Genomic DNA, 26,518 nt, shown 5'->3' with positions numbered 1-26,518 from the left:
CCCATGCTGCACGTGGGACTGACGGGAAACATCGCGTCCGGAAAAAGCTCCGCCGCCCAGGCGTTCGCCCGGATGGGGGCGCGCGTCATCGACGCGGACCGGGTGGCCCACTGCCTGCTCGAGCGGGGGACGGACTCCTACCGCCGGATCGTGGACTCGTTCGGGGGCGGAATCCTGGACCCCGAGGGGCGGATCGACCGCGGGCGGCTCGGGAATATCGTGTTTTCCGACGAGAAAAAGCGGCGGCAGCTCAACCGGATCACGCACCCGATGGTGGACGCCGAGATCGAGCGGCGCATCGCGGAACTGGAACGGGAAACCCCCGACGGCATCCTGATCGTGGACGCGGCCCTGATGGTGGAAACGGGAGGGTACCGCAGGTTTGAATTCCTGATCGTGGTCGCCTGCGACCCCGTGCTGCAGCTCAGTCGCCTCATGCAGCGGAGCGGGTTGACGGAGGTCCAGGCCAAAGCCAGGATGGATTCCCAGATGCCGATCGAGGAGAAGAAGAGGCTGGCCCACTACACGATCGACACCTCGGGAACGTTCGCCGAGACGCGGGAACAGGTGTCGGCCATCTACCGGGATCTCGTGCGGCACGAGCGAAGCCGGAAAGGCGGGGCGTGAGGGGGAGCCCCGCCTCTCCCGCCCGAGGTCATCCCACCTTCACCTCGATCTGCCTCGGTTTGCTCTTCTCCGCCTTGGGCAGGGTGATGGTCAGCACCCCGTTTCTGCACTCGGCCGTTATCCGGTCCTGGTCCACGGTATCGCTCAGCTGAAACTGCCGGAAGTATCCCTGCAGGCCGAATTCCTCGCGCAGGGCCTGGCCCGACGGGGTGTATTGGGCCCGTCCCTTGATGGTGAGAATGCTGTCCTCGACCCGGATATCCACGGCGCCCCTGGGGACCCCCGGAAGGTCCGCTACGACGGTCAGGGCGTCTTCCGTTTCGAAGATGTCCACCGGAGGGGCGATATAGAGGGTATCGTCCCGGGTGGCGAGGGATTTTTCGCCGGCCGAGGCCGGAACGCCTTTGTTGTCGGTGGTCAGAGCGACGGTTTTCTCGGTCATGGTTTCGGTCCTCCTCGTTATTGAACTCCTTGTTTCAGCCCACCTTCACCGCGATCTGCTTCGGCTTCGCGGCTTCCAGTTTGGGCAGGACGATCTTGAGAACCCCGTCCACGTAGGCCGCCTCCACTTTCCCGCTGTCGACCGCCGAGGAAAGGGACAGGGTCCGTGAGAATTTTCCCGCCGAGCGTTCGCTGCGGTGCACCAGCTCCGTATTCACGCTCCTGGGCAGCGGCTTCTTCTCCCCCGAAATCACCAGCTGGTCGCCGGTCACGGACACGCCGAGCGTATCCCGGTCGAGCCCCGGTGCCAGGGCGTCGACGTAGAAGTTGTCCTGATCCTCGCCGATGTTCATCAGCGGGTAGGAGCGGTAGGCGCGGCCGGGAAGAAAGGAGATCCTGGAGAAGGGGAAGCTCCAGGAGGAGGTCCTGTCCTCTCCCAGGATCCTGTCGATTTCCCTCCGCATCCTCTCCATTTCGTCGAAAACATCGAAAGATACGAGACTCATGGGTTGCACCTCCATAGCACATTCGATCTGGTTTATCTCGAACATCCGCTAATTTTTTTAAGTTCAGGGCGCCCTTTTGTCAAACGGGCGGGTGCGAAATCTCTTCGGGCGGGAGGGCTTTTCACAAGGGGCGGGGGCGGGCCGGGGCGCAACCGCCGGCCCGCCTCCCGGAGGCTATCCGCGGCGGAAATTCTCCAGGGCGAATTCCCAGTTGAGGAGCTTGTCCATGACGGCCGCGGCGTAATCCGCGCGGCGGTTCTGGTAGTCGAGGTAGTAGGCGTGCTCCCAGACGTCGATGGTCAGAAGCGGTGTCACCCCCTCCTCGAGCGGCGTGTGGGCGTTGGCCGTTTTGGTGACTTTCAGCCGGCCCCCTTCCTTGACCAGCCAGGCCCATCCGCTGCCGAACTGCGAGGCGGCCGCCTGCCCCAGTTCCTTCTTGAGGCCGTCGAGACCGCCGAAGCTGCGGCTTACGGCATCGGCCAGCTCCGCGGGCAGGGCGCACCCGCCCGGCTTGAGGCTGTTCCAGAAGAAGGTGTGGTTCCACACCTGGGCCGCGTTGTTGAATAGGCCCGCCTGGCCGGAATTTTTGGCGCTCCGGGTCACGATCTGCTCCAGGGGCAGGCCCTCCAGGGGGGTTCCGGCGATGAGATTGTTGAGGTTGTTGACATAGCCCTGGTGGTGCTTGCCGTGATGGAATTCGAGGGTGCGGGCCGAGATCACCGGTTCCAGCGCGTCCTTCGGATAGGGGAGGGGGGGGAGCGGGTGCGCGGCGGCCCGGGCGGGACGGAGCCCGGCGCCGGAAGCGGCGAGGAGGACGCCCGCGGTTCCCAGGAGCGCCTGCCGTCGGGTGATCTTTCCCGTGAGTATTTCGTTGCATCGGTTTTTCATGGGGCTTTTTCTCCCTCCTTCAAAGGGTGTACACTTCCGTTTCGACTTTCCTGAACTTTAATCGAACCGGCGGGGCGATGGCAAGACCCTCGCTCCGTCGATCACGTCATCACCGGAACCGGTCGTTGGCGGGGAGGCCCCTCATGGATTTCGCAAAACTGACCCACGCGCGCTACAGCTGCCGCTCCTACCGGCCCGACCCGGTCCCGGAGGAGATGGTGCAAAAGGTCCTGGAGGCGGCCGCCGCGGCCCCCACGGCCGTGAACCGGCAGCCCTTCCGGATCCTCGTCATCGGCACGAAGGGAAGGGAGGCGGAGCTCGGCCGCATCTACGCCCGCGACTGGTTCGTCCAGCCCCCCCTGATCCTCTGCATCTGCGTCGAGACCGAGGCCGCCTGGCGCCGCAGGCAGGACGGGAAGAGCTACGGCGATGTCGACGCCGCCATCGCCTTCGACCACCTGATCCTGGCCGCGACCGAACTGGGGTTGGGTACCTGCTGGATCGCCGCCTTCGACCCCGCGGCGGCGCGCGAGGTCCTCGCCCTCCCCGAGGGGGTCGAGCCGCTGGTGTTCACCCCGCTGGGTTTCGCCGCGGACGCCCCCGTGGAGCGCAAGCGCAAGAGCGTCGGGGAACTCCTCCGTTACGAGCGTTGGTGATTGTCGGCGGCCCGGGCTCCCGCCGTTGGATCCGGTTCACTTTCACCGAACGGATAAGCGAATGGGCCGTGAGGGCATCAACTCGCCCCCACGGCCCATAGCCGTCGACGGTGATCCAGCGACGCGGAGAGGCTTAGGCCCTTTTTCGGCGCCAGGCGGCCAATCCGATTGCGCCCAGTCCTGTGCCCAGAAGCACAAGCGATGCGGGCTCCGGGATTGGGGCAGTCGTGTCGAAGAAAACAACGTTGTCGAGAATGGGTCCCACGTTGTCTCCGCCGATTCCCTCAATATACAGCCTGACAATATAGTCGCTTCCCGGCGAAAATCCGAATGAGTATGCGGAAAACGGTGCGTTGTAGGCAATGGAGCCCCAAGTTGCCGTGGCCAGCGAACTGTCGCTTCCGACATCCCACAATCCGAATGTGATCGAGTCGGCCGAACCCCCGCGCTGGTTGCCGGACACCTGTCCTTCCAGGTAGTACCATTCATAGGCTGCCAGGTTAAACGTGTCAATCGTCGTGATGCGGCCGGCATTGCCGGTTGATCCGTCCATATCGAGACAGCCGCCGGCATTGCCATCGCAGGAGAGTTCCCAACCGCCATGTTTGATGTAGTCGATCGTGCCCTCCGAAACGGTCCATTTGAGAAGCGCGCTAAAATTTGCCGAAGAGCCGTCGTTATCCGAATCAAAGTTGTCGGAGAACAGCGTATCCGCATGGCTGAATCCGCTGGCGCCGATGGCGAGGCCGGCGGTAAGTAAGATATTGAGTAACATTTTTCGTATGAGCATTCATCCTCCCGTAAAAGAGCGCAAAAGCTGTGGCGGTTCCCAGCTCCGCTCCAGGCACCCAACCAATAGTGAATCTGAACTCAAAAAGAAAAGCAACATTCTGTCCAGAATTCCATCCTCTCGCCCGGAGATTGTAAGTGTTGGATAATAAACTGTTTATTTAATTGCAGTATCGGTTGCTGCGCCGGTAAAAGCAGGAATCCTGTAAAGAATGCCGACGGGGGAGTAAAAGAATCTGACATTCCCCACTATCTGGCGCCGTATGACCGGCCGCCGGCTGGCTCAGATCCTGGCCTGATCTCCGCCAGGAGGAGGGCGTGGTCCACGTCGCGCGCGGTCAGGACCTTCATGGAGACGGCGCGGATCCGCCCGAAACGCTTCCCGGTCCTGAACTCCTCCTTGATCGACTCGGGCAGCGGGCTCTTCTCGATCAACGGTTCCGCCCTGTCGCCGAAATAGAAGGTTACGCGGAAGGTGTCGGCGTCGACGCCGGCCCAGTAGAGGGTCTTTTTCTTCCGGACCATCTTGTAGAGCCAGCTCTTTCCGTCGCGGTAATAGTGCCACTCCCCCGCCGCCTCGGGAAACCGTTCCGACATTCCCGCCAGCAGGCTTTTCCACTGCGCCCGGCGGGGACCGATGAGGGCGAAGAGCGCCTCCTCGGTGGGGACGACGGCAGGATCGGTAAATACCAGGGGGTCCATATTTCCGCTCCTCGGCAATCCAATTCCTATGGGGGCCAGAGCACGGGGAGGAGCATGACGGCCACGGCCATCACGACCAGGGTGAGGGGGGCGCCGACCTTGACGTAGTCGGTGAAACGGTAGCCGCCCGGACCCATGACGAGCTGGTGGGCGGGGTGGGACAGGGGGCTGGCGTAGCTGGCGGAAGCGGCCACGGCCACCGTCATCACCAGCAGGTGGGGGGAGAGGCCCGTGGAGGCGGACACGCTGAGGGCGACGGGCGCCATCAACACCGCCATGGCCGAGGGGTGCACCACCTGCACGAACAGGACGGTGACGGCGAAGAGCGCGGCGACGATGAAGCGGGGGCCCAGGTCCCCCACGGCCCCGATCACGGCGCCGGCGGCCATCCCGGCCAGCCCCGTCTTTTCGATCGCCAGGCCCAGCGGCAGCATCCCGGCGATGAGGAAGACGACCTTCCATTCGATCGCGCGGTACGCCTCCTCCATCCTCAGGCACCCGAGAAGCACCACCAGGGCGGCGCCGGCCAGGGCGGCGATCGAGATGGGGACCGCCCCCGACAGGGCGGCGAGGATGACGCCCAGCATGACGGCGGCGGCGGCGCGCGCCTTCTCGAGCCGCGGCGTGCGGGCCGCGGCCTTGTCGAGCACGAGGAAATCGCGGTCGCGCGCGAGGGCTTCGAGGCTCTTGCGCCGGCCGTAGACCAGCAGCGCGTCCCCGAACTGCAGCGGCAGGTACTGCAGCCCCGTCCGGTGGGCGCGCCCCCGGCGCCAGACGGCGAGCACGCTCAGCCCGTAGTGCTCGCGGAAGAGCAGGTCCGCCAGGGTGCGCCCCGCCAGGGTGGTCCGGGGGGAGAGGAGAACCTCGGTGATGCCGATCTCCTGCGACTCCAGCTCGGCCACCAGGCTCGAGGAGGGGGCCGCGATCCTCAGGTCCTCGAGTCCCCGCAGCGCATCCAGGTCGCGGGGCGAACCCTGCAGCAGGAGCAAGTCCGCGGCCAGCACCTTTTCCTCCGGGGCGGGCATGCAGATCAGTTCGCCGGCGCGCGCGATCCCGACGACCGACAGCCCGTAGGGGGCGGCCAGGCGGCTCTCGGCGAGGTTGCGGTCGGCCAGCACCGACCCGGCCGGAATCCGCACGGCGAGCGGCCCGGCCCGCCAGCCGGCCAGCATGTGGGCCTGGGCCGGGGAGAAAAAGCGCAAATCCTCCACGATCCCCGCTCGGGCGATCTCTTCGAGCGATTCGCGCTCCCCCTGGAGCAGGAGCCGGTCCCCCGCCTCGAGCACCTTCCGGCCCGGGTCGCGCTCCCCTTCGCCCGCCGGGCCGGGCAGGTCGAGGCAATGGACCCGGTGGATCCGGCGCAGGTCGCTCGCCGCCATCGTGGCCCCCGCCAGGGGGGAGTGTGCGGCAACGACGGCCTCGGCGACCAGCAGGCGCCCGGACAGGAGTTCCTCCTCCGGTCCCGGCGGCTCGATCACCAGGTGCTGGCCACCGTCGAGGCGCTGGACGTGGTCCGCCCGCCCGTGGACGATGAGCAGGTCGCCCGGTTCGAGGACCTCGGTCGGGCGGGGGGCCAGGATCAGCTTCCCCCGCCGCTCGAGCGCCACCACGGTCAGGTAGAGGGTCGAGCCGATCCGGCTCTCGGCCAGGGTGCGTCCCCGCAGGGGGGAATCGCCGGCGATGCGGGTGGTGAAGAGGTGGGTCTCGAGCTGGTAGGAGGGGCTGAGGGGGGAATCCTCCGCTCCCGCCCCGCCTTTGCGCCGGGGGAGCAGGCGGCGCCCGACCAGCGCCATGTAGAGGACGCCGGAGACCACGACGGCGGCGACGATGGGGGTGAACTCGAACAGCCCGAAGGGGCGCAGCCCGGCCGCGCGCAGGGCGTCGGTGACCAGGATGTTGGGCGGGGTGGAGATCCCGGTGAAGGGGCCGCCGAGCAGGCTCCCCAGAGCCAGCGGCATCAGCAGCCGGCCCGGCGGGCGCCCGCTGCGCCGGGAAAGGTCCATGGCCACCGGGAGGAGGACGGCGGCCACCGTGACCGTGTTTATCAGGGCCGAAAGGAGGCTGGCCGCGACCATCAGGGCCGTCATCAGGGCGAGCTCGCTCCGGCGGGTGAAGCGCTGCAGCGGGCGTCCCAGTTGGTGCGCGATGCCGGTGCGCGAGAGGGCTGCGGAGAGGATGAACATCGCCCATACCGTCACGACCGCGGGGCTGCTGAAACCGGAGAGGGCCTCCGCGGGGGTGACCAGCCCCGTGAGCCCCAGCGCCGCCAGGACGAGCAGGGCCACCAGGTCGGCGCCGAGCCACCCGCCGACAAACAGGGCGAAAGCCGCGGCGATAATGGTCAGAAGGACGACGACGTCAAGGCTCACGGGCGGCGCTCCAGGTCCACGGGATCCGGCCGGGTCCGCGACCCGGGCTCTTCCCGCCCGCAGGGGCGGGCACGACGGCATTATCCCAAATCGGGAATCGCGAAGCGAAAAAAATTTCTTGACTTCAAATGCCGGTGGGTCATGATAGGGCCCGATTTCTCGAGAAAGGAGGCCGCGCCGTGAAGTTCGTATTCCGCTATTGACGCTGATGTGATCTCGCTGGCTCCCCGTGCGGGAAGCCCGATTCTCCACCGGCGGCGGTCGGCCGCAAAGGGAAATCAAGGCGCACATCGGGTCTCGTGCATCCTCCGCTGTAATCCCGCCTTCCTCCCCTTTCGCAGACTCCGCTGTAACTCTGACGGTACCCTTGGGCCGGATCGACGCCGCGCCGCCGCATGGGCGGGCGCGGGAGCCGGCATGCCGGCCCGGGGACCATGGCGAAAGGAATGGGAAATGTCTTTGGATGTTCCGGAATATCGTAGTGCTCTGCGCGCCCCTGCCGTGGGGCTGCGGCGGCTGACGACGCTGGTCGCGGCGGCGTTTCTGCTCCACGCGGGCGCCGCTTCCGCCCTGGGCGGCGTGAAGACGAAGATCGACGAGGATACCTGGTTCGATGTGGGCGCCCGGGTCCAGGGCTGGTACCAGTCGATCCACGAGGAAGACGCCCCCCACATGAACGATTTCATGGTGCGGCGCGCCTACCTCTCCGTGCAGGGACAGGTGGTCCCCAAGCTCACCTTTTTCACCCACATCGCCGGCGACCGGCTGGGGCAGCAAGGGGTCGATAACCCGGGATCGGGCCTGGGCACCGGCATCGCGCTGCGTGACGGGTGGATCGCCTACGCCCCCTTCGACGAACTGAAGATCCAGGCGGGACGGATGTACGTTCCCTTCACCCGGTCGTTCGGGACGGAGAGCATGTTCACGCTGCTGACGCTCGAAATGCCCTTCATGCAGGGGGGCGTGCGCTCCGGGGTGTTGTACCCCTGCAATGTCGGCAGGGACGACGGCGTGACGGTCTGGGGGAACCTGGCCGGGGGCGTCGTCCAGTACCGGGCCGGCGTGTTCGACGGCCAGCAGGGGACGCCCAACGCCGGGAGGAGCCCGCGCACCGCGGCGCGGGTCTCCATCAATCCCCTGGACAAGGAAGGGTCGTTCTTCAACAAGGGGAACTACCTCGGGACCAAGAAGGTACTCTCGATCGGCGCGGGTTTCGACCGGCAGGCGGACCTCCAGTGGACGGCCGAAGGACCGGTCGCCGACTACTCCGCCTGGACCGTGGACGCTTTCTTCGATCACCCGGTCGGCCCGGGGGCCGTCACGGCGGAGTGGGCCTACACGGGGATCAAGAACTCCCCGATGCTGGGGGACGCGAAGACCTGGTACCTGCAGGGGGGGTGGCTCCTTCCCAAGTGGAGCGACAAGGTCCGCCTGCAGCCCTACGCCAGGTACGAAACCGTCTACCGGAACCGGGCGTTCGACACGAAGTACGCGGGAGGGGGAGTCAACCTCCTCTTCAAGGGGCATGACGCCAAGCTCACCATCGAACTGGACCGGGTGCTGCCCGAGGCCGGCTCCGCCGAAACCTCCAAAACGATCTTCACCATCCAGATGGGGGTGGGCATCTAGGCCCGGTCCCGAAAGGAGAAGAATCCATGGGTAGATTCGTGCAGTTTTTCGCGACCCGCCGGGGCATCGTCCTCGTCGGGGCCGTCATCGGCATCCTTGCCGCGCTCCTGCAGAAGTGGGGGAACCCCGCGAACATGGGGATCTGCGTGGCCTGTTTCGAGCGGGACATGGCGGGGGCCCTGGGGCTCCACCGCGCGGCGGTGGTCCAGTACCTGCGCCCCGAAATCATCGGCTTCGTCCTCGGGTCGCTGATCGCGGCCTACATGTTCAAGGAGTTCAGGGCGCGCGCCGGCTCGGCCCCCATCGTCCGTTTCGTGCTGGGGGCCTTCGCCATGATAGGGGCCCTGGTGTTCCTGGGCTGCCCCTGGCGGGCGGCGCTGCGACTGGCGGGCGGGGACGGGAACGCCATCTTCGGCCTCCTCGGCCTCGTCGGGGGCGTCTGGATCGGGGCGCTCTTTCTCAAGGGGGGGTTCGACCTGGGGCGCTCCCAGCGGACCTATGCCTCGGTCGGGTGGCTGCTTCCCCTGGTCATGCTGGGTTTTCTCGCTCTCCTGTTCGTTTTTCCGCAGTCGGCGGGGGAGGGGCAGAGCGGCGTGCTCTTCTACAGTCTCAAGGGTCCCGGCTCCATGCATGCGCCGCTCCTCGTTTCCCTGGGGATCGGGCTCCTGGTGGGATTTCTGGCGCAGCGGAGCCGGTTCTGCACCATGGGCGCCATCCGCGACTTCGTGCTCTTCCGTCAGACCCATCTCCTCTCCGGGTTCGCGGCGCTGATCGTGGCCGCGTTCCTGGCCAACCTGGCGCTGGGGCAGTTTCACCCCGGGTTCGCGGGGCAGCCGGTGGCGCACACGATGGGGGTCTGGAACTTCGCCGGCATGGTCCTGGCCGGACTGGCCTTCGCCCTTGCCGGGGGTTGCCCCGGCCGTCAGCTCTTCCTTGCGGGGGAGGGGGACGGGGACGCGGCCGTTTTCGTGATGGGGATGATCACCGGGGCGGCTTTCGCCCACAACTTCGGTCTGGCCAGTTCTCCGGAGGGGGTGGGGGCGCACGGGATCTCCGCCGTGGTCATCGGGATGCTGGTCTGCCTGTTCATCGGATTCACCATGAGGAAACAATCGGCCTGAGCCGGGGAGGGATATCATGAGTTCCATCGTTGACGCCCGCGGGCTTTCCTGCCCGCAACCCGTCCTGATGACGGTGAACGAAATCAAGAAGGTGCAGCGCGGGGAGATCACCGTGCTGGTGGATACGGACACCTCCAGGGAGAACGTCACCCGCGCGGCGGCCTCGAAAGGCTGGACCCTCGAGGGGGTGGAGCCGGACGGCTCCGGCTACCGCGTCAGGCTGGCAAGGGAATAACCCCGATGCCGCCGCCCGGACGGCCGCGACGGCGGTCCGGGCGGTTGAAATCCCCGGTTGCGTCCGCTGAAAGCTTCTGGAATCCTTGGAACCGTCATGAAGAGCACAAAAGAGCGCAGGGAATACGGCGTCATCCTCTTTCACACGAACTCGGCCGCGCTCCGGGCCGAGAAGACCCTGTTGAAGCACGGGCTCGCGATCAAGATGATCCCCACCCCGCGCGAGTTTTCGAGCGACTGCGGCGTCTCGCTCCGCTTCGAGTGGGGGGAGGAGGCGCGGGTGCGGCGGCTGCTGGAATCGGCCCGGGTGGAGATCGGCTCGCTGCATCGCATGCTCTGAACCGGCCGCCGCCCTTGCGCGGCGTCCCGGGATTCTGCCATCATGCAGCATCACCGGGAGGATGGGGCTCGATGTCCGTACGGCGTTTCTTCAGGAGCCTCCGGGAGTTTCTCCGGGATGCGGTGCCCTCCCTGGGGCGCTGGATGCTGGCCCAGGCGCAGGACTCCCTGCTGGTCGGGGCGATGTGGCTCGTGGGGCTGCTCGTCATCGGCGTGCCCCTGGCGCCGCTCTGGGCCCTCCTCGCCGCGCTCTTTCAGTTCATCCCCCATTTCGGCACCATCCTGGCGCTGCCGGGCCCCGCCCTGGCGGCGGCCGCGGGGCAGGGGCTGGCCGGGATGGGCTATGTCTTCATCCTCTATGCGGGGATCGTGGTGATCGACGGACTGGTGCTGCAGCCCCTCCTGATGAAGCGGACGGCCAGGGTCCCCCTGTGGGCTTCGATCGTGGTTCCCCTGGTGCTGGGGGTGTTGTTCAACGTGTGGGGCGTTCTCCTGGCCCCTCCCCTCCTTGCCGTCTTCTACGGCTGGCGTGAACGACGCAGGGTACGCGGGGCTGGGGGCTGATGTCCCGGGCAGGGCTCCAGGCGTCCGCCCCGCAACGGTTTCCCGCCGCGGGGCGGACGGGCGCCACTACCGGGTGATGGCCCGGTCCTTTCCGGGCTGGACGCCCCGCTCGACGCAGCTGCCGTCGCGACGGGTCAGGCCGCGACCCTGGCCCTGGCCCTGCTTGTTGCCGCGGCCGCTGCCATCCCGCAGCCCCTGACCCTTGCCGCGCTTCGGGCCGTACCCCTGGCCGTTGCGCGGGCCGTTCCCCTTACCGTCCCGCAGCCCCTGCCCCTGGCCGCTGCCGTCGCGCGGGCCTTCGCCGGGCGTGGCACACGGGGCCGACCCCTGGGCGAACGATACCGGTCCGGCGGCAAGCATTCCAAAAGCCAGAATCGAGGCCGCAGCCATGCTCAGAGTTCTCTTATTCATATCCCTTTCTCCTTTCGCGGCCCCTCTTGAACCGCATGCACCCTGAGATAACGCAAATCCCGTGCCAATCTTTTTCCCGCCAAAACAGGGGAAAACAGGGGGGTAGGGATGCAGGCTTTGCACTTCGCTCCCCGCGGCGTGCAGAATTTGCACCTTTTCGGGGAGTGCGGTGGCGGGGCTTCATGGCTTCCTTCTCCGGCGGCGGTTTTCCCGGTGGAGTTTCCACCCCCTGTAGAGCAGCACGGCGGCAAGCCAGGCGAACAGGGCCGCCAGCGGGTAGGTCAGGGCGCGGGGCCAGAGAAAGGCGAGGAGGGCCAGGACCAGGAAGACGGCGCCGGAAGCCGTCATCAGCCGGGATTCGACCGGGTCGAGGACGCGCCGGGTGGCGAGCGCGGCCCCGACCGCGTTGCCGATGCGGACGGCCCCGGCCGCCGCCCGGCCGGCGCTGCCGCCGCCGCTCGTCATCGGGGTGTGCCGGCGGGGCCTCGGCGCGGGGGGCGCCTTCCGCCCGGGGCCGAGGACCACCTCGGTCGCGTTTTCCAGGTCCTCCAGGAACATCGCCTCCATAGCGCGCGCGAACTGCGCGTCTTCCACCGCCGCGTCCAGCTCGCAGTTGCCCATCCAGCTGGAGAGGTTGAGGTTGCTGGATCCCACCCGCGCCCAGAGCCCGTCGGCCACGGCCGTCTTCGCGTGCAGCATCGTCCCGTTCCACTCGAAGATGCGGACCCCCGCCTCCAGCAGGGGGCGGTAGCCGGCGCGGGAAAGCGGCTTGATCAGGGGGAGGTCGGTCCCGTCCGGTACCAGCAGGCGCACGTCGACCCCCCCCCGCGCGGCGGCGCTGAGCGACTGCACGTAGAGGGAGGTCCCCGCGAAGTAGGCGTCGGTCAGCCATAACCGTTTCCGGGCCAGCGCCGCGACCAGCTGGTCCACCCGGAACAGCCCCGCCGTCGCCGGGACGCTGGCGACGACGCGCAGCGCCGTCCGGCCCGCGGGTTCGGGCGCAGGGCGGGCGGACAACTCTTCTTCGGGAATGGGCTCCCCCGTCATGGCCCATACCTGGGCGAACGCCCGCTCGATTTCGGCCACGGAGGGCCCGAACACTTCAATCCCGGTGTCGCGCCACGGCTCGATCCCCTTTTCGGGGATTCCTTCCCACGCTTTCCCGACGCACAGGCCCGAGATGAAACCCACCCGGCCGTCCACCGAAAGGGTTTTGCGATGGTCGCGCGAGAGCCAGCCGAAGGGGCTGTCCGGACGCGGCGGGTTGTAGACGCGCACGTCGACCCCGCCCGCGCGTATCCGGTTCCAGAAGCCGCGCGACGCCTTTCCGAAGGCCCCCAGCCAGTCGTAGAGGAGGCGTACCCGCACCCCCGCCCGCGCCCTGGCGGTCAGGGCCTCGGCGAACCGGCGTCCCGTGTCGTCGTTCTGGATGAAATAGTTTTCGAAGTAGACGTGGTGCCGGGCCGCGGCGACGGCCTCGAGCCATGCGGGGTAGTTTTCCCTGGCGTCACGCAGCAGCCGGATACGGTTCCCCTCGACGAGCCTGGCGCCGGCGGTGCGGGAGAAGGCTTCTTCCGCACCGGCGCGCATGTCGCAGGCGGTGTTCGAAGGAAACATTGCAAATCCTCCCGCTCCGGCCGTCAGCGCAGGGTGAAGACGGTGATCTCGGGGCGCGCGCCGAGGCGCGCCCTCCCGATGCGCCCCAGGCCTCGGTTCACGTAGAGCTGGGTGCCCCCCACCTCGTAAAGCCCCGCGGAATAAGGACGCCGCCGGGCTCTCCAGGGGGGGCGGGACCTGTGCGCCACGAGGCTGCCGTGGGTGTGGCCGCTCAGCACGGCGCTTGCGCCGAAGCCCTCCATCCGGTCCGCCCCCCTGGGATTGTGCACGAGGGCGAGCGCCGTCTCCCCCGCGGGGACCTGCTCGAACGCGCGGCGGGGGAAGAAGTCGCCGGGCCAGAGGTCGCCGAGGCCCACCAGCCAGAGCGGCTGTCCCCCGACGTCCACCTGCGCCGATTCGTTCCGCAGGATGCGGATGCCGCTCTGCTGCATGCCGTCCGTCAGGCGACGCAGCAGGAGGGGCCGCTGCCGAGCGGGCAGATTCATGCCGTAGTCGTGGTTGCCCAGGCAGGCGTAGACCCCGCCGCGGCTCCTGAGCCGCCCGAGCAGGGAGGTCACCTTGCTGCGGTACCGGCCGTGGAGGTCGTAGGTGATGTAGTCGCCCGTGAGCACGACCAGGTCGGGATCCAGCCGGTTGATCCGTTCGATGCAGCGGGCCAGGTAGGGGCCGCTCACGGTGTTGCTGCAGTGCAGGTCGCTGATCTGGGCGATGCGCAGGCCCCGCAGCCCCTGCGGCAGCCGGTGCAGGCGGAGACCGACCTCGGTGACCTCGAGCCACTCCGGGCCGGTACCGTGACGGTCCACGGCCCAGCGCGTGCAGAACCCGAGCGTCCCCAAAGCGCTCCCGCGCAAGGGGGGGCGGCGCCGCACCCTGATTCTTCTGAGGGGATTGGGTTCCCCTCGAGCCTGCATGAACCTGTTCATCCCTTCCGGTCCTCGATAGCCGACCCCTAATTCTAGCAATAATGGGCGGAAGTACAACCGCTGTCGGTCCGGGGGCGTTTCAGGCCGCGCATACGTAATCCTTCCCCTCGACGAAGCCGAGTGCCGCGAGCGTCCGGCGCACCTCGCTCCTCGGCCCCTGGCGGGCGACGGAGACCAGGATCGGCAGGGGTTCGATTCCGGGCAGGGCGGCGGCGGGGATCACGGGCGCCCCGTGAATCCGCTTGCCGAGACGCGCCGGGTGGACCTCCACGATCCAGGCGGGATGCCGGTCGAGGCGGGCCAGCGCGCGCCTGAGCGCGCTGCCGGTGCTGCCGTAGCCGCAAAGGATATAGCGGTCCGACCCCCCGAGAAAACCGGCGGCCAGGTAATGGGCCTTGCAGGCGACGAACCGGTCGAGGGCGTAGCGCGGGTCGGTGCGGGAAAGCCTCCGGGGGCCGTCGCGCCACGACAGGAGGCGGCGGGGCACCACGCCGATCCGCATGCGGGCGCCGAGCGCGCGCAGCACCAGGTCGTAGTCCTCGGGCCATCCGCGGTCGGCGTATCCAAGGGCCGCCATGTCGCGCCGCATCATCAGGGAGGGGTGGGCGACGGGACACTCGACAAAGGCGTCGCGGGCGACGTCCCAGCAGGAGCGCAGGCTGTTGAGCCACGCCTCGTAGTCGCAGAGCCCGCGGGCGAGGGCCGCACGCGGGAACAGCCTCACGTGGCAGCCCACGGCCGCCAGCGAGGATTCGCGCTCGAGCGCCTGTGCCTGGGCCGCCAGCCGGTCCCGGTGCATGAGGTCGTCGGCGTCCATGCGCGCGATCAGGGGGGCCCGGCAATGGCGCACCCCCTCGTTGAGGGCGGCGACGAGGTTCCCCTCGGGGAAGGGGACGACCCTGAAGCGGCCGTCGCGGGCGGCGAAGCGGTCGGCCGCCTGGCGCGTGCCGTCGCTGGACCCGTTGTCGACGAGGACGCATTCCCATTCGCCGAGGGCCTGGCGCCGCACGCTCCTGAGGCAGGAGTCGAGGGTCGCGGAGGCGTTGCGCGCGGGGAGGAGGATCGACACCCTCGGGCTGCGGGTCCGGCCAGGACTCAACGGCGCGGGCCCCGGCTCCGGCGTTTCCGCCGCTGCTGCGAAGACGGCTGGGCGCTCTTTTCCGGCGCCGCGGGCGCGCGGCGGGGGGGGGTCTCGCCGGGCTGAGGTACCGGCGCATGAAGCGTCTGCTGGTAATAATCGTCGAGCAGCATCGCGATGATGGCGGATTCGTCCTCGTTCTCGGCCAGGGCGCGGCCCAGCGGCACGAAGCGCTGGCTGCGCTCGATCAGCAGCTTGTCCCGGTCCCGCAGGCGGGCTTCGAGCAGGGCGGTGACCCGTTCGGCGACCACCGCTTCCACGTCCGCGGGACCGGGCATGGGCCGCTGCTGCAGTTCGATGCCGAAGCGCCGGCCGATGCGGTCGAGTTCCATCTTCTCCAGGTCGGTCACGAGCGAAACGGCGACGCCGGCCGCTCCCGCCCGCCCGGTACGCCCGGCGCGGTGGATATAACTCTCGGGGTCTTCCGGGGGTTCGTATTGGAACACGTGGGAGAGGGCGGGGATGTCCAGCCCGCGGGCGGCCACGTCGGTGGCCACCAGGAAACGGAGTTTCCCCTGCAGCACCCGTTCCAGCACCCGCTCCCGCTCCTTCTGCGACAGGTCGGCGCTCAACTCGTCGGCGTCGTACCCGAAGCGCTGCAGCACGGCCGACACATAATGCACCTTGGACTTGGTGTTGCAGAAAATGAGGGCGGAGGGGGGGTTTTCGATCTCGATGATACGCACGAGGCCGCGGTCCTTCTCCATGCCCGGCATGATGTAGAAGACGTGCTCGGTGTCGGTCACGTGGACGTGGTCCCGGCTGAGGGAGATGAATTCCGGCTCCTGGATGAACTCCCTGGCCGTGCGCATGACATAGTCCGGGAAGGTGGCCGAATACATGCTGGTATGAACGCGGCGCCGGGGCAGGTAGCCCTGCATCTGCCGCATGTCGGGGTAAAAGCCCATCGACAGCATGCGGTCGGCCTCGTCGTATACCAGCATCTCGAGGCGGTCGAGGGTGAACGTCCGCCGGAGCAGGAGGTCGAGCAGGCGCCCCGGGGTGCCCACGACGATCTGCGCCCCCTGCCGGAGGGCGTCCGTCTGCGGGCCGTATCCCACCCCGCCGTAGACCACCGCCACGCGGAAGCCGCTGCCGCCGCACAGCCGCTCGGACTCCTCCCCCACCTGCCGGGCGAGTTCGCGCGTGGGGACCAGGATGAGGGCCTGGCAGTAGAGCCCCCCGGGATCCAGTTTCTCGAGCATGGGCAGGATGTACGCCCCGGTCTTCCCGCTCCCGGTGCGCGCCTGGATCATCAGGTTCTGCCCGGAGAGCATGAGGGGGATCCCGCGGGCCTGGACCGGCATCAGGTCCGTCCAGCCCGCGCGGGCGGCCGCCGCGCGCAGCGCTTCGGGCAATTGCTCCATGGTGACATCGGTGGGTCGGACCTCTTCTTCCGGCATCTGCGGATCTCCTTCTCCCTTCGGGGGATGAAATTCAAAAACCGGATTATACAGTCTGGGAGACGATTTTTAGAGAGGAATAGCGCGGGGAGGCTCTCCGGGGACGTTTCGTCAGAAGCGCACGCTTCTTTAGAAGCGCACGCGCATCGTGGCGAAGGCGACGTGCGCCCGGTAGCCGGGGAAGGCGTAGATACCCGAGAGGTAACTGGCCGTGGTTCCCGAACCTATGGTGTAGCTGTAGCCGTCGAACTGGGCGTCGTCGTAGTCGAATTTTTCGAAGGCGTACCCGAGCGTCAGTTCCGCCTCCGGGGCGAAGGCGTAGACCGCCCTCGGATGGATCGAACGCCGCTTGATGTCGTCGTAGGCGCCGATGGGAAAGAGCGGCGCGGCCGGTGTGCCGTCCTCGAGCGTCTGGGCCTGGAAGTCGACGTTGCCGCTGCTTTCCTGGACGATGGCGGAGAGCTTGAACGCGAGGCGGGGGGAGAGGGGCCAATCGGCGGCCAGTTCCACGGCCCAGTTTGTGTCCTTGAGCCGCCCGCTCCAGTTGAAGGCGGTGGCGGTGGGCTCGGCGCGGGGGTCGAAGCAGTCGGGCGATGTCGCCGGGCAGGCGCCCGCGTTTATGGTCCGGTGGTAGGAGTCGTAGCGGATGAACTCCACGTCGCCGAACAGGGTGAGGCGGTACTTCTCCGGGTCTCCGTAGGAGATGCTCCCGTAAAATTCCCTTCGGGAGTCGGCGAGCCGCCCCAGCACCAGGTCCCCGTAATCGTTTCTCTTGTAGTAGGCCTCGAACCCGAAATCGAGCAGGGGCAGCGGGGACCAGTCGGCGTCGGCCTCGAGGAGGTGCTGGTCGAGGTTGGCGACATCGAAGGAACGGTTGAAGCGCTCGAGATAATAGACGCTGCCGGCGTCAAACCCCGCGTTTTCGATGAGGAAGCGCGAACGCCGGCGCAGGTACTGGTATTTGACCCGCGCCGAAGCCGAATCGAGGGAGGTGTTGGACCACTGCACGAACAGTTTCTTTTCTCCGGTTTCCTCCGCGTCGAAGCGGTTGCGGTTGGTGTCCAGCCAGTCGAAACCGGCGCTGACCCGGTTGTCGCGGTTGAAGCGGTACTCCGCTTCCAGCCCTGGATTCTGCTTGGTGTAGGAATAGCGGGTCCCGCTGCAATGGACCGCCACGCTTTCGGCGGACTCCGTCCCCTCCTCGGAACAGACCAGCCCCCGGGTCTCGAGGGGGACGAGGAATGCGACGTGGGTGGACCCGTTCAGGCGCCGGTAGTAGTTGTAGTAGGCGCGGACATCCAGGCGGCCGAGCGGCGCGAACCGGTAGGAAGCCTGGGCCGTCGCATTCTCCACCTTGCCCCGAAACGCGTCGGAACTCGGCGCGGTGGCCGTGTATTCGGGGGAGCCCGAGGTGTTGAGTACTTCGTCCAGCATCGGGACCCGGTCGGTGACCCGGTCGTAGGTGACGCGTCCGGAGAGCGTCGCGTTCCAGGGGAGTTCGCGCAGCATGCCGCTCGCGCTCACGCGGTTGTAGACGTTGTCGGGGGCGAAGGTCGCGGTGTCGATGCCGAAACCGAAGAAGGGGTTCTGGAAATCCAGGAGCATGTTGTCGTTGCCGAAATCGCTCCGCAGAAAGCTCGCCGATACGTGCCCCCTGCGGGTCTGGTACCCCGCTTCCAGCGATCCGCTGCTGGTCGAATAGTCGACGGGGTAGGGGAGATCGACGAACCCGTTCCCCGGGCTGGTCCCCAGGGCGGCCGCATCCACCTTGTTGATGCCCGACTGGGACACATTCCGGCCGCCGAGCAGGACGTACCATGGGGAGCGGCCGTTCAGCTCCACGCTCCCCTCGAGGTTGCGGCGCTCGGTCATGAACTTGAAGGAGGACCAGGGGGGCACGCCCGAATCGAGGAGCTCCGCGGGAGCGGTAGAAAACAGGGTCAGCCTGGCGGTCCCCGGGTTTTCGTAAGGGGTGCGCGCCCCTTCGGGCCCGAAGCCGAAGTTGTGCGTCAGCCAGTCGGCGCGCAGGCGGAACTTCATCCGGCCGTAGACTCCCCCCGACAGGTCGAGGAACATGTCGTCGCGACCCAGGTTCTCGGCGAAGGCGTCGAAATAAAACCGATCGCCGCGGCCGCCGAGGTCGAAAGCCCCGGCGATTCCGTCGGACAGGTCGCGGTACTCCACCAGTTTGGCCGCGTCGCGGGAATCCTCGGCCGCTCCGATTCTTTCGACGGCGACGCTCCCGGAAAGGCTGAACCCGTCGGCGGCCGCGCCGGGGACCGGCGCGAAGGCAAGGAGCAGGAGACAGAGGGCGGATTTCATATCGGGCTCCCCTAGCGCGTGAGGTATTTGCCGCGGGTGGCGGGCGCGTTGCTCCCGTGGATGGCGTTGTGGCAGTTGAGGCACGACCGGGCGACGAACCGGGTGTTCGCGCTCCTGGCCGGAGACCCGGGGATCCGGTCGAACCCCTGGTCGGCGCTGTAGGCGGTCCCCGGGTGCCGGGACCAGTCGTGGCAGTCCTGGCAGAGGTTGGGGACCCGTTCGTTCAGGAGTTTCGCGTGCGAGGACCCGTGGGGGCTGTGGCAGGAGAGGCAGTTCTCCTCGACCGCCGGGTGCTGGAACAGGAAGGGGCCCCGCTTGTCGGCGTGACAGCTCCAGCACTGCACGTTGAGGGTTTCGTGCCGGATCATCCCCGGGCTCTGGGCGCCGTGGGGGTTGTGGCAGCTGGAGCAGGAGACCTTGCCTTCCACGACGGGGTGGTGGGAGGGCTTCCCGATCTCGATGCGCACCCGCTTGTGGCAGCGGATGCAGGTTTCGTATTCCAGCTCCCGCCCCGTGTTGACGAGGGGGGAGGCCGACGGGTCGCGCCTGGTGAAGGCGACGGCCGATCCGCGAGGGGGCGGCGCATGCACGGCGTGGCAGTCGTTGCAGCGCACATCGTTGCGTGCGTGCCGCCCCGATTCCCAGAAGGCGAGATGCCGGTTTCCCCCGTGGCACTCCATGCAGGCTTCGGTCTGCTCCCGCGCGGGGACGGTCCCCCGGGTGAAGCGTACGGGGAACGGGTTGCCGCGGGGGTCGTCCGGGTGGGCGTCATTCTCCCCGTGGCAGGCGGAACACGCCCGCCCGCTGCCGGCCGGGGAATCGGGATCGCCGGGGGTTCCGTGCCGGGTATCCAGGACCCCCGCCTGCTCCTGGTGGCAGGCGAGGCAGGCCGCGGCCTCCTCCGCGGAGGGGCCGGAGAGGGGGGACAGGAGGAGAAGGATCGGGAAAAAAAAGGCAACCAGAGAGGACCGATAGGTCATATGCCGGGATCCCTCCATCACGGGGAATGGGCAAAGGATTCGCCAACGGGTTTGGACCAGCGTTGGTTCTCTTATAGCACGAATCGGGTGGGGAAGGGAAGCGGAAGGGTGATGCGGGGGGACGGCGCCCGTCCCCCCGGCGGATGGGACTTAATGCCTGATCTTGTCGAAGACGATCTCCTTGTCCTCTTCGAATTCCGGACAACGGTCGTCGGTGTGGCACTTGAGGCAGAGGTCGATCTGCGGGTCGGCTACCGGGATCGGCTTCATGCTGGCCAGGTGCTCGGTCGCGTCCCCGTGGCACGATTCGCACTGCACGTTCACGAGCGCCATCTGCATCTCCTTCATGTTGAAGCCGCCCGGCTGCTCGAAGCGGACGGTGTGGCAGGAGAGGCACTTGGGATCGTACTGCTTGGACCTGCCGACCAGGGTGGCGTAGGCCTTGGCGTGATCCGTCGTCTTCCACTGCGCCACCTGGCTGGTGTGGCAGGGGGCGCAGGCCTCGACGCGCAGCGGCACGTCCGCGGCCGCGGGCTGGTCCCCGTCCCCCCCGTACATGTCGGCCACCTTGTCGTTGTAGGCCGCGATCATCTCCTTGACCCGGGCATCGTCGGCGATTTCATCGCCGAAGGGGACCAGGGTATTGGCCGGCTCCCTCGATCCGTCCAGGGCGACCTCGAGCATTCCCATGTACTGTCCCTTCTCCCCCGCCCGGACGATGAGGGCGTCCCCGGCAACCAGGGGATCGGGCGTCTTCTGCCTGTCGTGGCCGCCGACGACCAGGTGGATGCCCTTGACGCGGCGCGCGATGACCCAGTCGCGGTTGGCGATCTGGTGCGTCATCGCGATCACGTAGTCGGCCTTGCCCGCGAGTTCGGCCACCACGGCCTCGGCCGCCTTGACCGGATCCTGGACGGTGAGAGCGCCTCCCGTGATGTCGGCGAGCTTGCCCGCCATTTCCGAGGTGTCCCCGTACAGGCCCAGGATGGCCACGGTCTTGCCGTTGACCGGCTTGAGAACGTACCGCGGGAAGACCGGTTTGTCGTCGGCGTCGACCAGGTTGGTCGAAACGAACGGGAAGGAGTGCTTCTTTTCCAGCTCCTTGAGGTAGTCCAGTCCCAGGACCAGGTCGAGTTCGCCGACGTTGACGGCGTCGATCCCGATGGCCTTGTAAACCTCCAGGATCAGTTCAGCCTTGAGTTTCGCGCTCTCGATCACCGAATCGGGAAGCTCCTCGTCCTCGTTGAGCAGGTCGCCGGAGTCCACGATGACGAGTCCGGGGTGGTCCTTGCGGTATTGGTTGAGATAGGTGGCCTTCTTGTACAGCCCTCCGAGCTGTACGCCCGTCTCCACTCAACCGCACGGCTCCAGGTAACCCAGCAGGTTGCTCGTGTAGGCCACCGTGATCCCGGGGGCGTCGTCGGCGCGCGACGGGCCCACGCTGATTCCGGTCGATAAGATGGCCGCGCCAAGAAAGAGCAGCAATACACCAAAAGTCTTCTTCATCTAACCTCCTGCGGGGTACGACGGCCCCAAACCCCGGCAGTCCCCCGTATCTTCTAGATAAGCCAAGCCGCCCAATGATAGCATCCCCGGGCGGCGGCGCGCCAGCAATTCATCGGGCCTCCCGCCGCCGGCGCCTTCATGCCCTATATACGCCGGAGGGGAGGGGGCTGTTTTGTCCCCGCCGAAAAAAATGGACCCCCCGGCCCGACAGGGGTGAAACCATCGATTGCGCCGCGGGGAAGGGTGTGCTATTTTTCCCGTTTATTTGTACTTTTCCCGGTTCAAAGGAAGGCACCTTGAGCACTAACAAGATGACTCGCAAGGAAATACTCTCGGAGGACCCGGTTCACGAGGCCCTGCTGCGCCTCGTCGGTTTTTTCGGGGAGAACAAAGCCAGGATCGGTGTTGCCGCCGCAGCCGTCGTCCTCCTGGCCGTGGGCGCCTACGGGGTGTCCCGGTATCTCGGGGCCAGGGAAGCCCGGGCCCAGGTCCAGCTGGGGAAAGGGATCGATTTTTTCCATGCCGCGGTCGAGGCCGACGCCGGCGCCGACCCTTACGCCAAAGGGCCGAATCCCGTCTTTCCCGGCGAACGGGCGAAGTATGAAGCGGCGGCCCGGGAATTTTCGGCCATCGCTTCCGGTCATGGATACGGCAAGATCGCGGTCGTGGCCCGTTATTACCTCGGACTGTCCCAGCTCCGGCTGGGACAGGAAGCGGAGGGGATCAAGAGCCTGGAGTCGGCGGCCTCCGACTCCCGCAACCGCTCCGCCGGTTTTCTGGCGAAAAGGGTGCTGGCCCATACCTATTACGATTCGGGCAACTATCAGGGCGCGCAGGAGATCCTGAGCCAGATGATACGGGATCCCAAATGCGACCTCCCCCGGGAAGAACTGAGTCTGGAGCTGGCGCGGGCGCTCGAGGCGCAGGGGCGCCGGGACGAAGCCGTGAAGGCGCTTCGGGAGGCCGACGAGCAGAGCGCGGCTTTCGGGCCCTACAAACAGAAGCTGATCGCGGAGATCGAGCGGCTCGGGAAGGCGCCGTCGTCCGGCCCGGATCCCGCGTCGCAGCCCTAAGTGGTGCTAAAGCGCCCGATTACGCTTCTTCGGGCGCGCCGCGGCGGCGCCGTAAGTCCTTGAGTTGCACGGGCTTTATCCTTGACAAAAGTCCCACTCTCAATATAATTTCCCCCTTCGCCGAGGAAGGCAGGAGTTTGGTCGTGTTCATTGAAATAGAGGATCTGAAAGCGGAGCCGCTTCACGTCCGTCACGTGTTTCCGGTCGACGAGATCGGGTTTTCCCACGCGGACGCGTCGCTGTCCGAACCGGTGACGGCCGATTTCGTGCTCACGCATCGTGACCGGGAGCTGCATATCCAGGGGACGGTGGAGACTGCGATCGCGTTCCGGTGCTCGCGGTGCGTCAAGGATTTCACCCGCCCCTTCTCCTCCAGCTTCGACCTTTTCTACGCGCCGCAGCCGGACTGGGGCGCCGTGAGCACGGAAATTGAACTGAAGTATGAAGAAATGGAAGTGGGGTATTACGATGGCGTGTCCTTCGACGTGAACGCCATGATCCTCGAGCGGATAGAGCTCGCCATACCCATGAATTTTGTCTGTCGGGAAGATTGCCAGGGGCTCTGCGACCAGTGCGGAGCCGATTTAAATGAAGGGGCGTGCCGCTGCAGGAAGGAGGAGTCGGACTCCCGCCTATCCGTTCTGCTCGATTTTCAGAAGAAGAAAGCGCAGAAGGAGGAGTAGGTGGAGAGCGCCGCAACTCTAGATTGCGGGCATCCTTTCCCCATGATGGAGAAGAGTCGCCATGCCGAATCCTAAGAGGAGACATTCCAAGTCGCGCCGTGGAAAGCGCCGGGCCCACGATTTTCTCGAGCCCGTAAGTCCAGGCAAGTGCCCCAACTGCCAGGAGCCCAAGGCGCCGCACCAGGCCTGTGCCAAGTGCGGTTACTACAAGGGGAAACCCGTAATCAAGGGCGAAGAGGAATTCTAGGTTCTTCGCCCTTCATCATGGTCCATCACCGGTGGTTTCCGTGCGCGCATGATTAAGATAGCCGTGGACAGCATGGGGAGTGACAATGCCCCCTTCAGCGAGGTTGAAGGAGCCGTAATGGCGGCCCGTGCCTACAAGGTCGCCGTCATCCTCGTGGGGAAGGAGTCCCTGCTGGCCCCGCTCCTCGAGGAGGCGGGGGGGGGGGAACTCCCGATCGAGATCCGCAACGCGACCGAGGTGGTGGCCATGGACGAGTCCCCGGTCGCGGCCCTCAGGAAGAAGCGGGATTCCTCGATCCGGGTGGCCGCGGACCTGGTGAAGGACGGCACCGCCAGCGGGCTGGTCAGCGCCGGTAACACGGGCGCGGTGATGGCGACCTCGAAGATGGTTTTCGGCACCGTCCCCGGGGTGGACAGGCCGGCGCTGTCGACGGTCCTGCCCACGCTGACGGGTCACGCGGTGCTGCTCGACGTGGGAGCCAACATCGCCTGCAAGCCGCACCACCTGGTCCAGTTCGCCGTCATGGGGCATCTGTTCAGCAAGAAGATCATCGGTGTCGCCTCCCCCCGGGTCGGGCTCATGTCGGTCGGGGAGGAGGAAATCAAGGGGAACGACCTCACCAAGGAGGTCCACCGGGAGCTGAAGCGGCTGAAGCTGAACTTCATCGGCAACGTGGAGGGGCGGGACCTCTACAACGGGCGGGCCGATGTCATCGTCTGCGACGGGTTCACCGGCAACGTCGCCCTGAAGACGAGCGAGGGGCTGATCGAGGCGGTGCTGAAGCTGCTCAGGGAGGAACTTTCGCGGAACCTCCAGGCCAAGCTCGGCGCCCTCCTCAGCCAGCAATCGTTCAAGCGGCTGAAGAAGCGGCTCGACTATTCGGAGTACGGCGGCGCGCCCCTTCTCGGGCTGCGCGGCGCCACCATCATCTGCCACGGCAGATCCAGCGGCAACGCGATCAAGAACGCGATCCGGGTGGCCAAGGAATTTTCAGAAAACCAGGTCAACGCCATGCTGGAAGCGGAACTCAGCCAGGTGGAGCAGGGCTCAAAAGGGGTGGTTCCCATCGGCGGGTGACGGAGGGCGTCAGGATGAAGCCTTCGGAGGCGGGCCCCGGGCTTCGGCCGCCGTCGGCGTCCACATGTGGGTTTTCCGGCGCGGGCCTCGGGTCCCGCGGCGGGTCAAATCAAAGGGGAGGAACTGGGATGGCTTCGGTAAAAGAAAGAGTGAAATCGATCATCGTGGATCAGTTGGGCGTGAACGAGGCTGAGGTGACACCGGCGGCGTCCTTCGTCGACGACCTGGGCGCGGATTCGCTGGATACGATCGAACTGGTGATGGCCTTCGAGGAGGCCTTCGGAATCGAGATCCCGGACGAGGACGCCGAGAAGATCAAAACGGTTCAGAACGCCATCGAATACGTCGAGACCCACGTAAAATAGGGGAGGGCGCGCGAGGCCTTTGCTGAAGGGGCGGCGGCGCGGGAGAGTGCGCGGCGCCGTTCATTCTGAAAACGTCAAACCGGGGAATCGGTCATGAAGATTGTCGCTTGCGTGAAATACGTTCCGGATACCGCCATCAAGGTCAAAATCGCCCCGAACACGGGCGAGGTGGACCTTTCGGAGGTTTCCTTCGTCGTCAACCCATACGATGAATTCGCCGTCGAAGAGGCGCTCCAGCTGAGGGAGAAGCACGGGGGCGAGGTGATCGTCGTCGGCGCGGGAAGCGAGGGCGCATCCGCCGGGTTGCGGACGTGCCTGGCCATGGGAGCGGATTCGGCCATCCTCGTAAGCGACGGTTCCCTGGAGAAGGCGGACAGCTACGTCGTCGGCACCGTCCTGGCCCGCGTCTGCCGGAACCTTTCCCCGGACCTGATCCTTTTCGGGAAGCACGCCATCGGCGTGGACAACGGCCAGGTGCCCGCGGTCGTGGCCGAGGCGCTGGACCTTCCGCAGGTATCGGTGGTCACGAGGCTGGAGGTCGAGGGGAGCACCTTCCGGGCGGAGAGGGACATCGAGGGGGCCCACGAAATCGTGGAGGGGAGCCTCCCGGCCGTCGTGACGGCGCAGAAGGGGCTGAACGTTCCGCGCTACGCCTCCCTGAAGGGGATCATGGCGGCAAAAAAGAAACAGATCGAGGTCCGGCCGCTGGAATCGCTCGGGCTCACCGCGGAAGAACTCGAGCCGCGGGTGGAGTCGGTCGGGGTCACGCTGCCCCCTTCGCGCCCGCCCGGGAAAATCCTCAAGGGCGAGGTTTCCGAAGCGGTGCCGCAGCTGGTGAAGCTGCTCCACGAGGAAGCCAAAATCATTTAACCCGCGCGCACCACGTATTTTGTGCCATGATGTCTAAGGAGGGGAAATGGCTCAGGGAATCCTGGTCTTTATCGAGGAACGGGACGGCAAGGTAAAGAAACCATCGCTCGAAGCTCTGGGCGCGGCGCGCAAACTGGCCGACGGTCTCCAGGAGGCCGTCATCGCCCTGCGCATCGGGAACGGGGAACCCTCGGAGAACCTGGCCGCGTACGGCGCCGACCGGGTGATGACGGTGCGGCACGATCTGCTCGCGGCCTACTCCGCCGACGGTTACGCCGCGGCCCTGGCCCAGGCGGCCCTCGCCGTCCAGCCTCGGTTCGTGTTCGGTTCGTCCAGCGCCATGGGGCGGGACCTGCTCCCCCGGGCGGCGGCCAAGCTGGGGGTGGGACTCGCCCAGGACTGCATCGAAATCCACGCCGAAGGCGGACGGCTCGAGTGCGTGCGCCCCATCTACGCCGGCAAGGCGTACGCGCGCGTGCGCCTGGTGAGGACGCCGGGCATGGCCACGCTCCGGCCGAACGTGTTTTCGCTCGGGGACCCCGACAACGGGCGCGACGCCGAAGCGGTCGATTTCACCCCGGAACTGACTCCGGAGCACTTCCGCGCCGCCGTCCGGGAGGTCAAGGCCTCCGAGGGGCAGAAGGTCGAGCTGACCGAGGCCAACATCATCGTATCCGGCGGGAGGGGGATGAAGGGGCCGGAGAATTTCCCCCTGATCGAGCAGCTGGCCGATGTCTTGGGAGGCGCCGTGGGGGCCTCGCGCTCCGCGGTGGACGCGGGATGGATAGACCAGCAGCACCAGGTCGGGCAGACGGGGAAGACCGTGTCGCCCACCTGCTATGTCGCCTGCGGCATCAGCGGCGCCATCCAGCACCTGGCCGGCATGTCGTCGTCCAAGTTCATCGTCGCGATCAACAAGGACCCCGAAGCGCCCATTTTCAGCGTTGCCGATTACGGCATCGTGGGGGATCTCTTTGCCGTGGTTCCCGCCCTTACGGAAGAGATCCGGAAACTCAAATCTTCATAGGACGGTCCCGG

29 protein-coding genes are annotated in these 26,518 nt (G+C 66.8%); 14 read left to right on the top strand and 15 right to left on the bottom strand.

Annotated features, from left to right (window positions below; genetic code table 11):
- The first annotated feature begins 3 nt into the window (after nucleotides 1–3).
- Entirely contained in the window at nucleotides 4–627 is a 624-nt protein-coding gene (locus GXY47_08495; GenBank protein NLV31182.1) for a dephospho-CoA kinase, read from the top strand.
- 28 nt (nucleotides 628–655) lie between these two features.
- On the opposite strand, the gene GXY47_08490 is transcribed toward GXY47_08495, so the two are convergent.
- The 3 genes from GXY47_08490 to GXY47_08480 all read right to left on the bottom strand — a co-directional run bounded on the left by GXY47_08490 (nucleotide 656) and on the right by GXY47_08480 (nucleotide 2,462).
- A complete protein-coding gene (locus GXY47_08490) occupies nucleotides 656–1,069 on the bottom strand; it encodes an Hsp20/alpha crystallin family protein (GenBank protein ID NLV31181.1) in 414 nt (137 codons plus the stop codon).
- Nucleotides 1,070–1,103: 34 nt separating this feature from the next.
- Nucleotides 1,104–1,574, bottom strand: a complete 471-nt coding sequence (locus tag GXY47_08485) for an Hsp20/alpha crystallin family protein (protein ID NLV31180.1) — start codon at nucleotides 1,572–1,574, stop codon at nucleotides 1,104–1,106.
- 174 nt (nucleotides 1,575–1,748) lie between these two features.
- Nucleotides 1,749–2,462 carry a superoxide dismutase gene (locus GXY47_08480; protein NLV31179.1) on the bottom strand — a complete coding sequence of 238 codons (714 nt, stop codon included), beginning with the start codon at nucleotides 2,460–2,462 and terminating at the stop codon, nucleotides 1,749–1,751.
- 143 nt (nucleotides 2,463–2,605) lie between these two features.
- Between GXY47_08480 and GXY47_08475 the strand changes: the two genes are divergently transcribed.
- Nucleotides 2,606–3,118 carry a nitroreductase gene (locus GXY47_08475; protein ID NLV31178.1) on the top strand — a complete coding sequence of 171 codons (513 nt, stop codon included), beginning with the start codon at nucleotides 2,606–2,608 and terminating at the stop codon, nucleotides 3,116–3,118.
- A 133-nt stretch (nucleotides 3,119–3,251) separates the two neighbouring features.
- Here the strand turns inward: GXY47_08475 and GXY47_08470 are convergent, their stop codons facing one another.
- From GXY47_08470 to GXY47_08460, 3 genes are all read right to left on the bottom strand, one after another.
- Nucleotides 3,252–3,908: a PEP-CTERM sorting domain-containing protein gene (locus tag GXY47_08470; protein NLV31177.1), complete on the bottom strand. Its 657-nt coding sequence runs from the start codon at nucleotides 3,906–3,908 to the stop codon at nucleotides 3,252–3,254.
- A 248-nt stretch (nucleotides 3,909–4,156) separates the two neighbouring features.
- On the bottom strand, nucleotides 4,157–4,609 hold the full coding sequence (locus GXY47_08465) for a DUF3788 family protein (protein ID NLV31176.1): 453 nt from the start codon (nucleotides 4,607–4,609) through the stop codon (nucleotides 4,157–4,159).
- A gap of 26 nt (nucleotides 4,610–4,635) precedes the next feature.
- Nucleotides 4,636–7,059 (bottom strand): SLC13 family permease, encoded by a 2,424-nt coding sequence (locus tag GXY47_08460; protein ID NLV31175.1) that lies wholly within the window; start codon nucleotides 7,057–7,059, stop codon nucleotides 4,636–4,638.
- Between the two features lie 372 nt (nucleotides 7,060–7,431).
- Between GXY47_08460 and GXY47_08455 the strand changes: the two genes are divergently transcribed.
- The 5 genes from GXY47_08455 (at nucleotide 7,432) to GXY47_08435 (ending at nucleotide 10,865) form a co-directional block, all read left to right on the top strand.
- Complete coding sequence (locus GXY47_08455; protein ID NLV31174.1) at nucleotides 7,432–8,607, top strand: hypothetical protein; 1,176 nt, start codon at nucleotides 7,432–7,434, stop codon at nucleotides 8,605–8,607.
- 26 nt (nucleotides 8,608–8,633) lie between these two features.
- Nucleotides 8,634–9,728, top strand: a complete 1,095-nt coding sequence (locus GXY47_08450; GenBank protein ID NLV31173.1) for a YedE-related selenium metabolism membrane protein — start codon at nucleotides 8,634–8,636, stop codon at nucleotides 9,726–9,728.
- Nucleotides 9,729–9,744: 16 nt separating this feature from the next.
- On the top strand, nucleotides 9,745–9,963 hold the full coding sequence (locus GXY47_08445) for a preprotein translocase subunit TatB (protein ID NLV31172.1): 219 nt from the start codon (nucleotides 9,745–9,747) through the stop codon (nucleotides 9,961–9,963).
- Between the two features lie 96 nt (nucleotides 9,964–10,059).
- A complete protein-coding gene (locus GXY47_08440; GenBank protein ID NLV31171.1) occupies nucleotides 10,060–10,302 on the top strand; it encodes a DUF3343 domain-containing protein in 243 nt (80 codons plus the stop codon).
- A 71-nt stretch (nucleotides 10,303–10,373) separates the two neighbouring features.
- Nucleotides 10,374–10,865: an AI-2E family transporter gene (locus GXY47_08435; protein NLV31170.1), complete on the top strand. Its 492-nt coding sequence runs from the start codon at nucleotides 10,374–10,376 to the stop codon at nucleotides 10,863–10,865.
- Between the two features lie 66 nt (nucleotides 10,866–10,931).
- Here GXY47_08435 and GXY47_08430 read toward each other — a convergent pair whose 3' ends face one another.
- The 9 genes from GXY47_08430 to GXY47_08390 all read right to left on the bottom strand — a co-directional run bounded on the left by GXY47_08430 (nucleotide 10,932) and on the right by GXY47_08390 (nucleotide 21,165).
- A complete protein-coding gene (locus tag GXY47_08430) occupies nucleotides 10,932–11,276 on the bottom strand; it encodes a hypothetical protein (GenBank protein ID NLV31169.1) in 345 nt (114 codons plus the stop codon).
- 180 nt (nucleotides 11,277–11,456) lie between these two features.
- Entirely contained in the window at nucleotides 11,457–12,893 is a 1,437-nt protein-coding gene (locus tag GXY47_08425) for a cardiolipin synthase B (protein ID NLV31168.1), read from the bottom strand.
- Nucleotides 12,894–12,916: 23 nt separating this feature from the next.
- The gene (locus GXY47_08420) at nucleotides 12,917–13,816 is read right to left on the bottom strand and encodes a metallophosphoesterase (protein NLV31167.1); all 900 of its coding nucleotides are present in this window, start codon (nucleotides 13,814–13,816) and stop codon (nucleotides 12,917–12,919) included.
- A gap of 79 nt (nucleotides 13,817–13,895) precedes the next feature.
- Complete coding sequence (locus tag GXY47_08415; GenBank protein NLV31166.1) at nucleotides 13,896–14,915, bottom strand: glycosyltransferase family 2 protein; 1,020 nt, start codon at nucleotides 14,913–14,915, stop codon at nucleotides 13,896–13,898.
- On the bottom strand, nucleotides 14,912–16,357 hold the full coding sequence (locus GXY47_08410; GenBank protein ID NLV31165.1) for a DEAD/DEAH box helicase: 1,446 nt from the start codon (nucleotides 16,355–16,357) through the stop codon (nucleotides 14,912–14,914). The genes GXY47_08415 and GXY47_08410 overlap by 4 nt, the downstream gene beginning before the upstream one ends.
- Nucleotides 16,358–16,486: 129 nt before the next feature.
- Entirely contained in the window at nucleotides 16,487–18,679 is a 2,193-nt protein-coding gene (locus GXY47_08405) for an MtrB/PioB family outer membrane beta-barrel protein (GenBank protein NLV31164.1), read from the bottom strand.
- 11 nt (nucleotides 18,680–18,690) lie between these two features.
- On the bottom strand, nucleotides 18,691–19,659 hold the full coding sequence (locus GXY47_08400) for a DmsE family decaheme c-type cytochrome (protein ID NLV31163.1): 969 nt from the start codon (nucleotides 19,657–19,659) through the stop codon (nucleotides 18,691–18,693).
- Nucleotides 19,660–19,809: 150 nt separating this feature from the next.
- Nucleotides 19,810–21,012 carry a hypothetical protein gene (locus tag GXY47_08395; protein ID NLV31162.1) on the bottom strand — a complete coding sequence of 401 codons (1,203 nt, stop codon included), beginning with the start codon at nucleotides 21,010–21,012 and terminating at the stop codon, nucleotides 19,810–19,812.
- Nucleotides 21,013–21,165, bottom strand: a complete 153-nt coding sequence (locus GXY47_08390; protein NLV31161.1) for a hypothetical protein — start codon at nucleotides 21,163–21,165, stop codon at nucleotides 21,013–21,015.
- 296 nt (nucleotides 21,166–21,461) lie between these two features.
- On the opposite strand from GXY47_08390, the gene GXY47_08385 reads away from it, so the two are divergent.
- From GXY47_08385 to GXY47_08355, 7 genes are all read left to right on the top strand, one after another.
- Nucleotides 21,462–22,238, top strand: coding sequence for a tetratricopeptide repeat protein (locus GXY47_08385; GenBank protein ID NLV31160.1), 777 nt, complete (start codon nucleotides 21,462–21,464; stop codon nucleotides 22,236–22,238).
- A gap of 143 nt (nucleotides 22,239–22,381) precedes the next feature.
- Nucleotides 22,382–22,921, top strand: a complete 540-nt coding sequence (locus tag GXY47_08380) for a DUF177 domain-containing protein (GenBank protein ID NLV31159.1) — start codon at nucleotides 22,382–22,384, stop codon at nucleotides 22,919–22,921.
- A 61-nt stretch (nucleotides 22,922–22,982) separates the two neighbouring features.
- A complete protein-coding gene (gene rpmF / locus GXY47_08375; GenBank protein NLV31158.1) occupies nucleotides 22,983–23,168 on the top strand; it encodes a 50S ribosomal protein L32 in 186 nt (61 codons plus the stop codon).
- A gap of 48 nt (nucleotides 23,169–23,216) precedes the next feature.
- Nucleotides 23,217–24,245 carry a phosphate acyltransferase PlsX gene (gene plsX, locus GXY47_08370; protein NLV31157.1) on the top strand — a complete coding sequence of 343 codons (1,029 nt, stop codon included), beginning with the start codon at nucleotides 23,217–23,219 and terminating at the stop codon, nucleotides 24,243–24,245.
- Between the two features lie 128 nt (nucleotides 24,246–24,373).
- Nucleotides 24,374–24,610, top strand: a complete 237-nt coding sequence (gene acpP, locus GXY47_08365) for an acyl carrier protein (GenBank protein NLV31156.1) — start codon at nucleotides 24,374–24,376, stop codon at nucleotides 24,608–24,610.
- A 93-nt stretch (nucleotides 24,611–24,703) separates the two neighbouring features.
- Entirely contained in the window at nucleotides 24,704–25,480 is a 777-nt protein-coding gene (locus tag GXY47_08360) for an electron transfer flavoprotein subunit beta/FixA family protein (protein NLV31155.1), read from the top strand.
- A 46-nt stretch (nucleotides 25,481–25,526) separates the two neighbouring features.
- A complete protein-coding gene (locus GXY47_08355) occupies nucleotides 25,527–26,507 on the top strand; it encodes an electron transfer flavoprotein subunit alpha/FixB family protein (GenBank protein ID NLV31154.1) in 981 nt (326 codons plus the stop codon).
- The last annotated feature ends 11 nt before the right edge of the window (nucleotides 26,508–26,518 follow it).

The sequence above is a fragment of the Acidobacteriota bacterium genome (assembly GCA_012729555.1).
Lineage (GTDB): Bacteria > Acidobacteriota > UBA6911 > UBA6911 > UBA6911 > UBA6911.
The sequence above is the reverse complement of the archived record's forward strand: the minus strand, read 5'-3'. Positions and strand labels throughout refer to the sequence as shown.

Excerpts from the sequence above, each read along its gene's own strand:
- GXY47_08495 (NLV31182.1), top strand. The coding sequence starts at position 4 with ATGCTGCACGTGGGACTGACGGGAAACATCGCGTCCGGAAAAAGCTCC.
- GXY47_08490 (NLV31181.1), bottom strand. The coding sequence starts at position 1,069 with ATGACCGAGAAAACCGTCGCTCTGACCACCGACAACAAAGGCGTTCCG.
- GXY47_08485 (NLV31180.1), bottom strand. The coding sequence starts at position 1,574 with ATGAGTCTCGTATCTTTCGATGTTTTCGACGAAATGGAGAGGATGCGG.
- GXY47_08480 (NLV31179.1), bottom strand. The coding sequence starts at position 2,462 with ATGAAAAACCGATGCAACGAAATACTCACGGGAAAGATCACCCGACGG.
- GXY47_08475 (NLV31178.1), top strand. The coding sequence starts at position 2,606 with ATGGATTTCGCAAAACTGACCCACGCGCGCTACAGCTGCCGCTCCTAC.
- GXY47_08470 (NLV31177.1), bottom strand. The coding sequence starts at position 3,908 with ATGCTCATACGAAAAATGTTACTCAATATCTTACTTACCGCCGGCCTC.
- GXY47_08465 (NLV31176.1), bottom strand. The coding sequence starts at position 4,609 with ATGGACCCCCTGGTATTTACCGATCCTGCCGTCGTCCCCACCGAGGAG.
- GXY47_08460 (NLV31175.1), bottom strand. The coding sequence starts at position 7,059 with ATGCCGTCGTGCCCGCCCCTGCGGGCGGGAAGAGCCCGGGTCGCGGAC.
- GXY47_08455 (NLV31174.1), top strand. The coding sequence starts at position 7,432 with ATGTCTTTGGATGTTCCGGAATATCGTAGTGCTCTGCGCGCCCCTGCC.
- GXY47_08450 (NLV31173.1), top strand. The coding sequence starts at position 8,634 with ATGGGTAGATTCGTGCAGTTTTTCGCGACCCGCCGGGGCATCGTCCTC.
- GXY47_08445 (NLV31172.1), top strand. The coding sequence starts at position 9,745 with ATGAGTTCCATCGTTGACGCCCGCGGGCTTTCCTGCCCGCAACCCGTC.
- GXY47_08440 (NLV31171.1), top strand. The coding sequence starts at position 10,060 with ATGAAGAGCACAAAAGAGCGCAGGGAATACGGCGTCATCCTCTTTCAC.
- GXY47_08435 (NLV31170.1), top strand. The coding sequence starts at position 10,374 with ATGTCCGTACGGCGTTTCTTCAGGAGCCTCCGGGAGTTTCTCCGGGAT.
- GXY47_08430 (NLV31169.1), bottom strand. The coding sequence starts at position 11,276 with ATGAATAAGAGAACTCTGAGCATGGCTGCGGCCTCGATTCTGGCTTTT.
- GXY47_08425 (NLV31168.1), bottom strand. The coding sequence starts at position 12,893 with ATGTTTCCTTCGAACACCGCCTGCGACATGCGCGCCGGTGCGGAAGAA.
- GXY47_08420 (NLV31167.1), bottom strand. The coding sequence starts at position 13,816 with ATGAACAGGTTCATGCAGGCTCGAGGGGAACCCAATCCCCTCAGAAGA.
- GXY47_08410 (NLV31165.1), bottom strand. The coding sequence starts at position 16,357 with ATGCCGGAAGAAGAGGTCCGACCCACCGATGTCACCATGGAGCAATTG.
- GXY47_08405 (NLV31164.1), bottom strand. The coding sequence starts at position 18,679 with ATGAAATCCGCCCTCTGTCTCCTGCTCCTTGCCTTCGCGCCGGTCCCC.
- GXY47_08400 (NLV31163.1), bottom strand. The coding sequence starts at position 19,659 with ATGACCTATCGGTCCTCTCTGGTTGCCTTTTTTTTCCCGATCCTTCTC.
- GXY47_08390 (NLV31161.1), bottom strand. The coding sequence starts at position 21,165 with ATGAAGAAGACTTTTGGTGTATTGCTGCTCTTTCTTGGCGCGGCCATC.
- rpmF (NLV31158.1), top strand. The coding sequence starts at position 22,983 with ATGCCGAATCCTAAGAGGAGACATTCCAAGTCGCGCCGTGGAAAGCGC.
- plsX (NLV31157.1), top strand. The coding sequence starts at position 23,217 with ATGATTAAGATAGCCGTGGACAGCATGGGGAGTGACAATGCCCCCTTC.
- acpP (NLV31156.1), top strand. The coding sequence starts at position 24,374 with ATGGCTTCGGTAAAAGAAAGAGTGAAATCGATCATCGTGGATCAGTTG.
- GXY47_08360 (NLV31155.1), top strand. The coding sequence starts at position 24,704 with ATGAAGATTGTCGCTTGCGTGAAATACGTTCCGGATACCGCCATCAAG.
- GXY47_08355 (NLV31154.1), top strand. The coding sequence starts at position 25,527 with ATGGCTCAGGGAATCCTGGTCTTTATCGAGGAACGGGACGGCAAGGTA.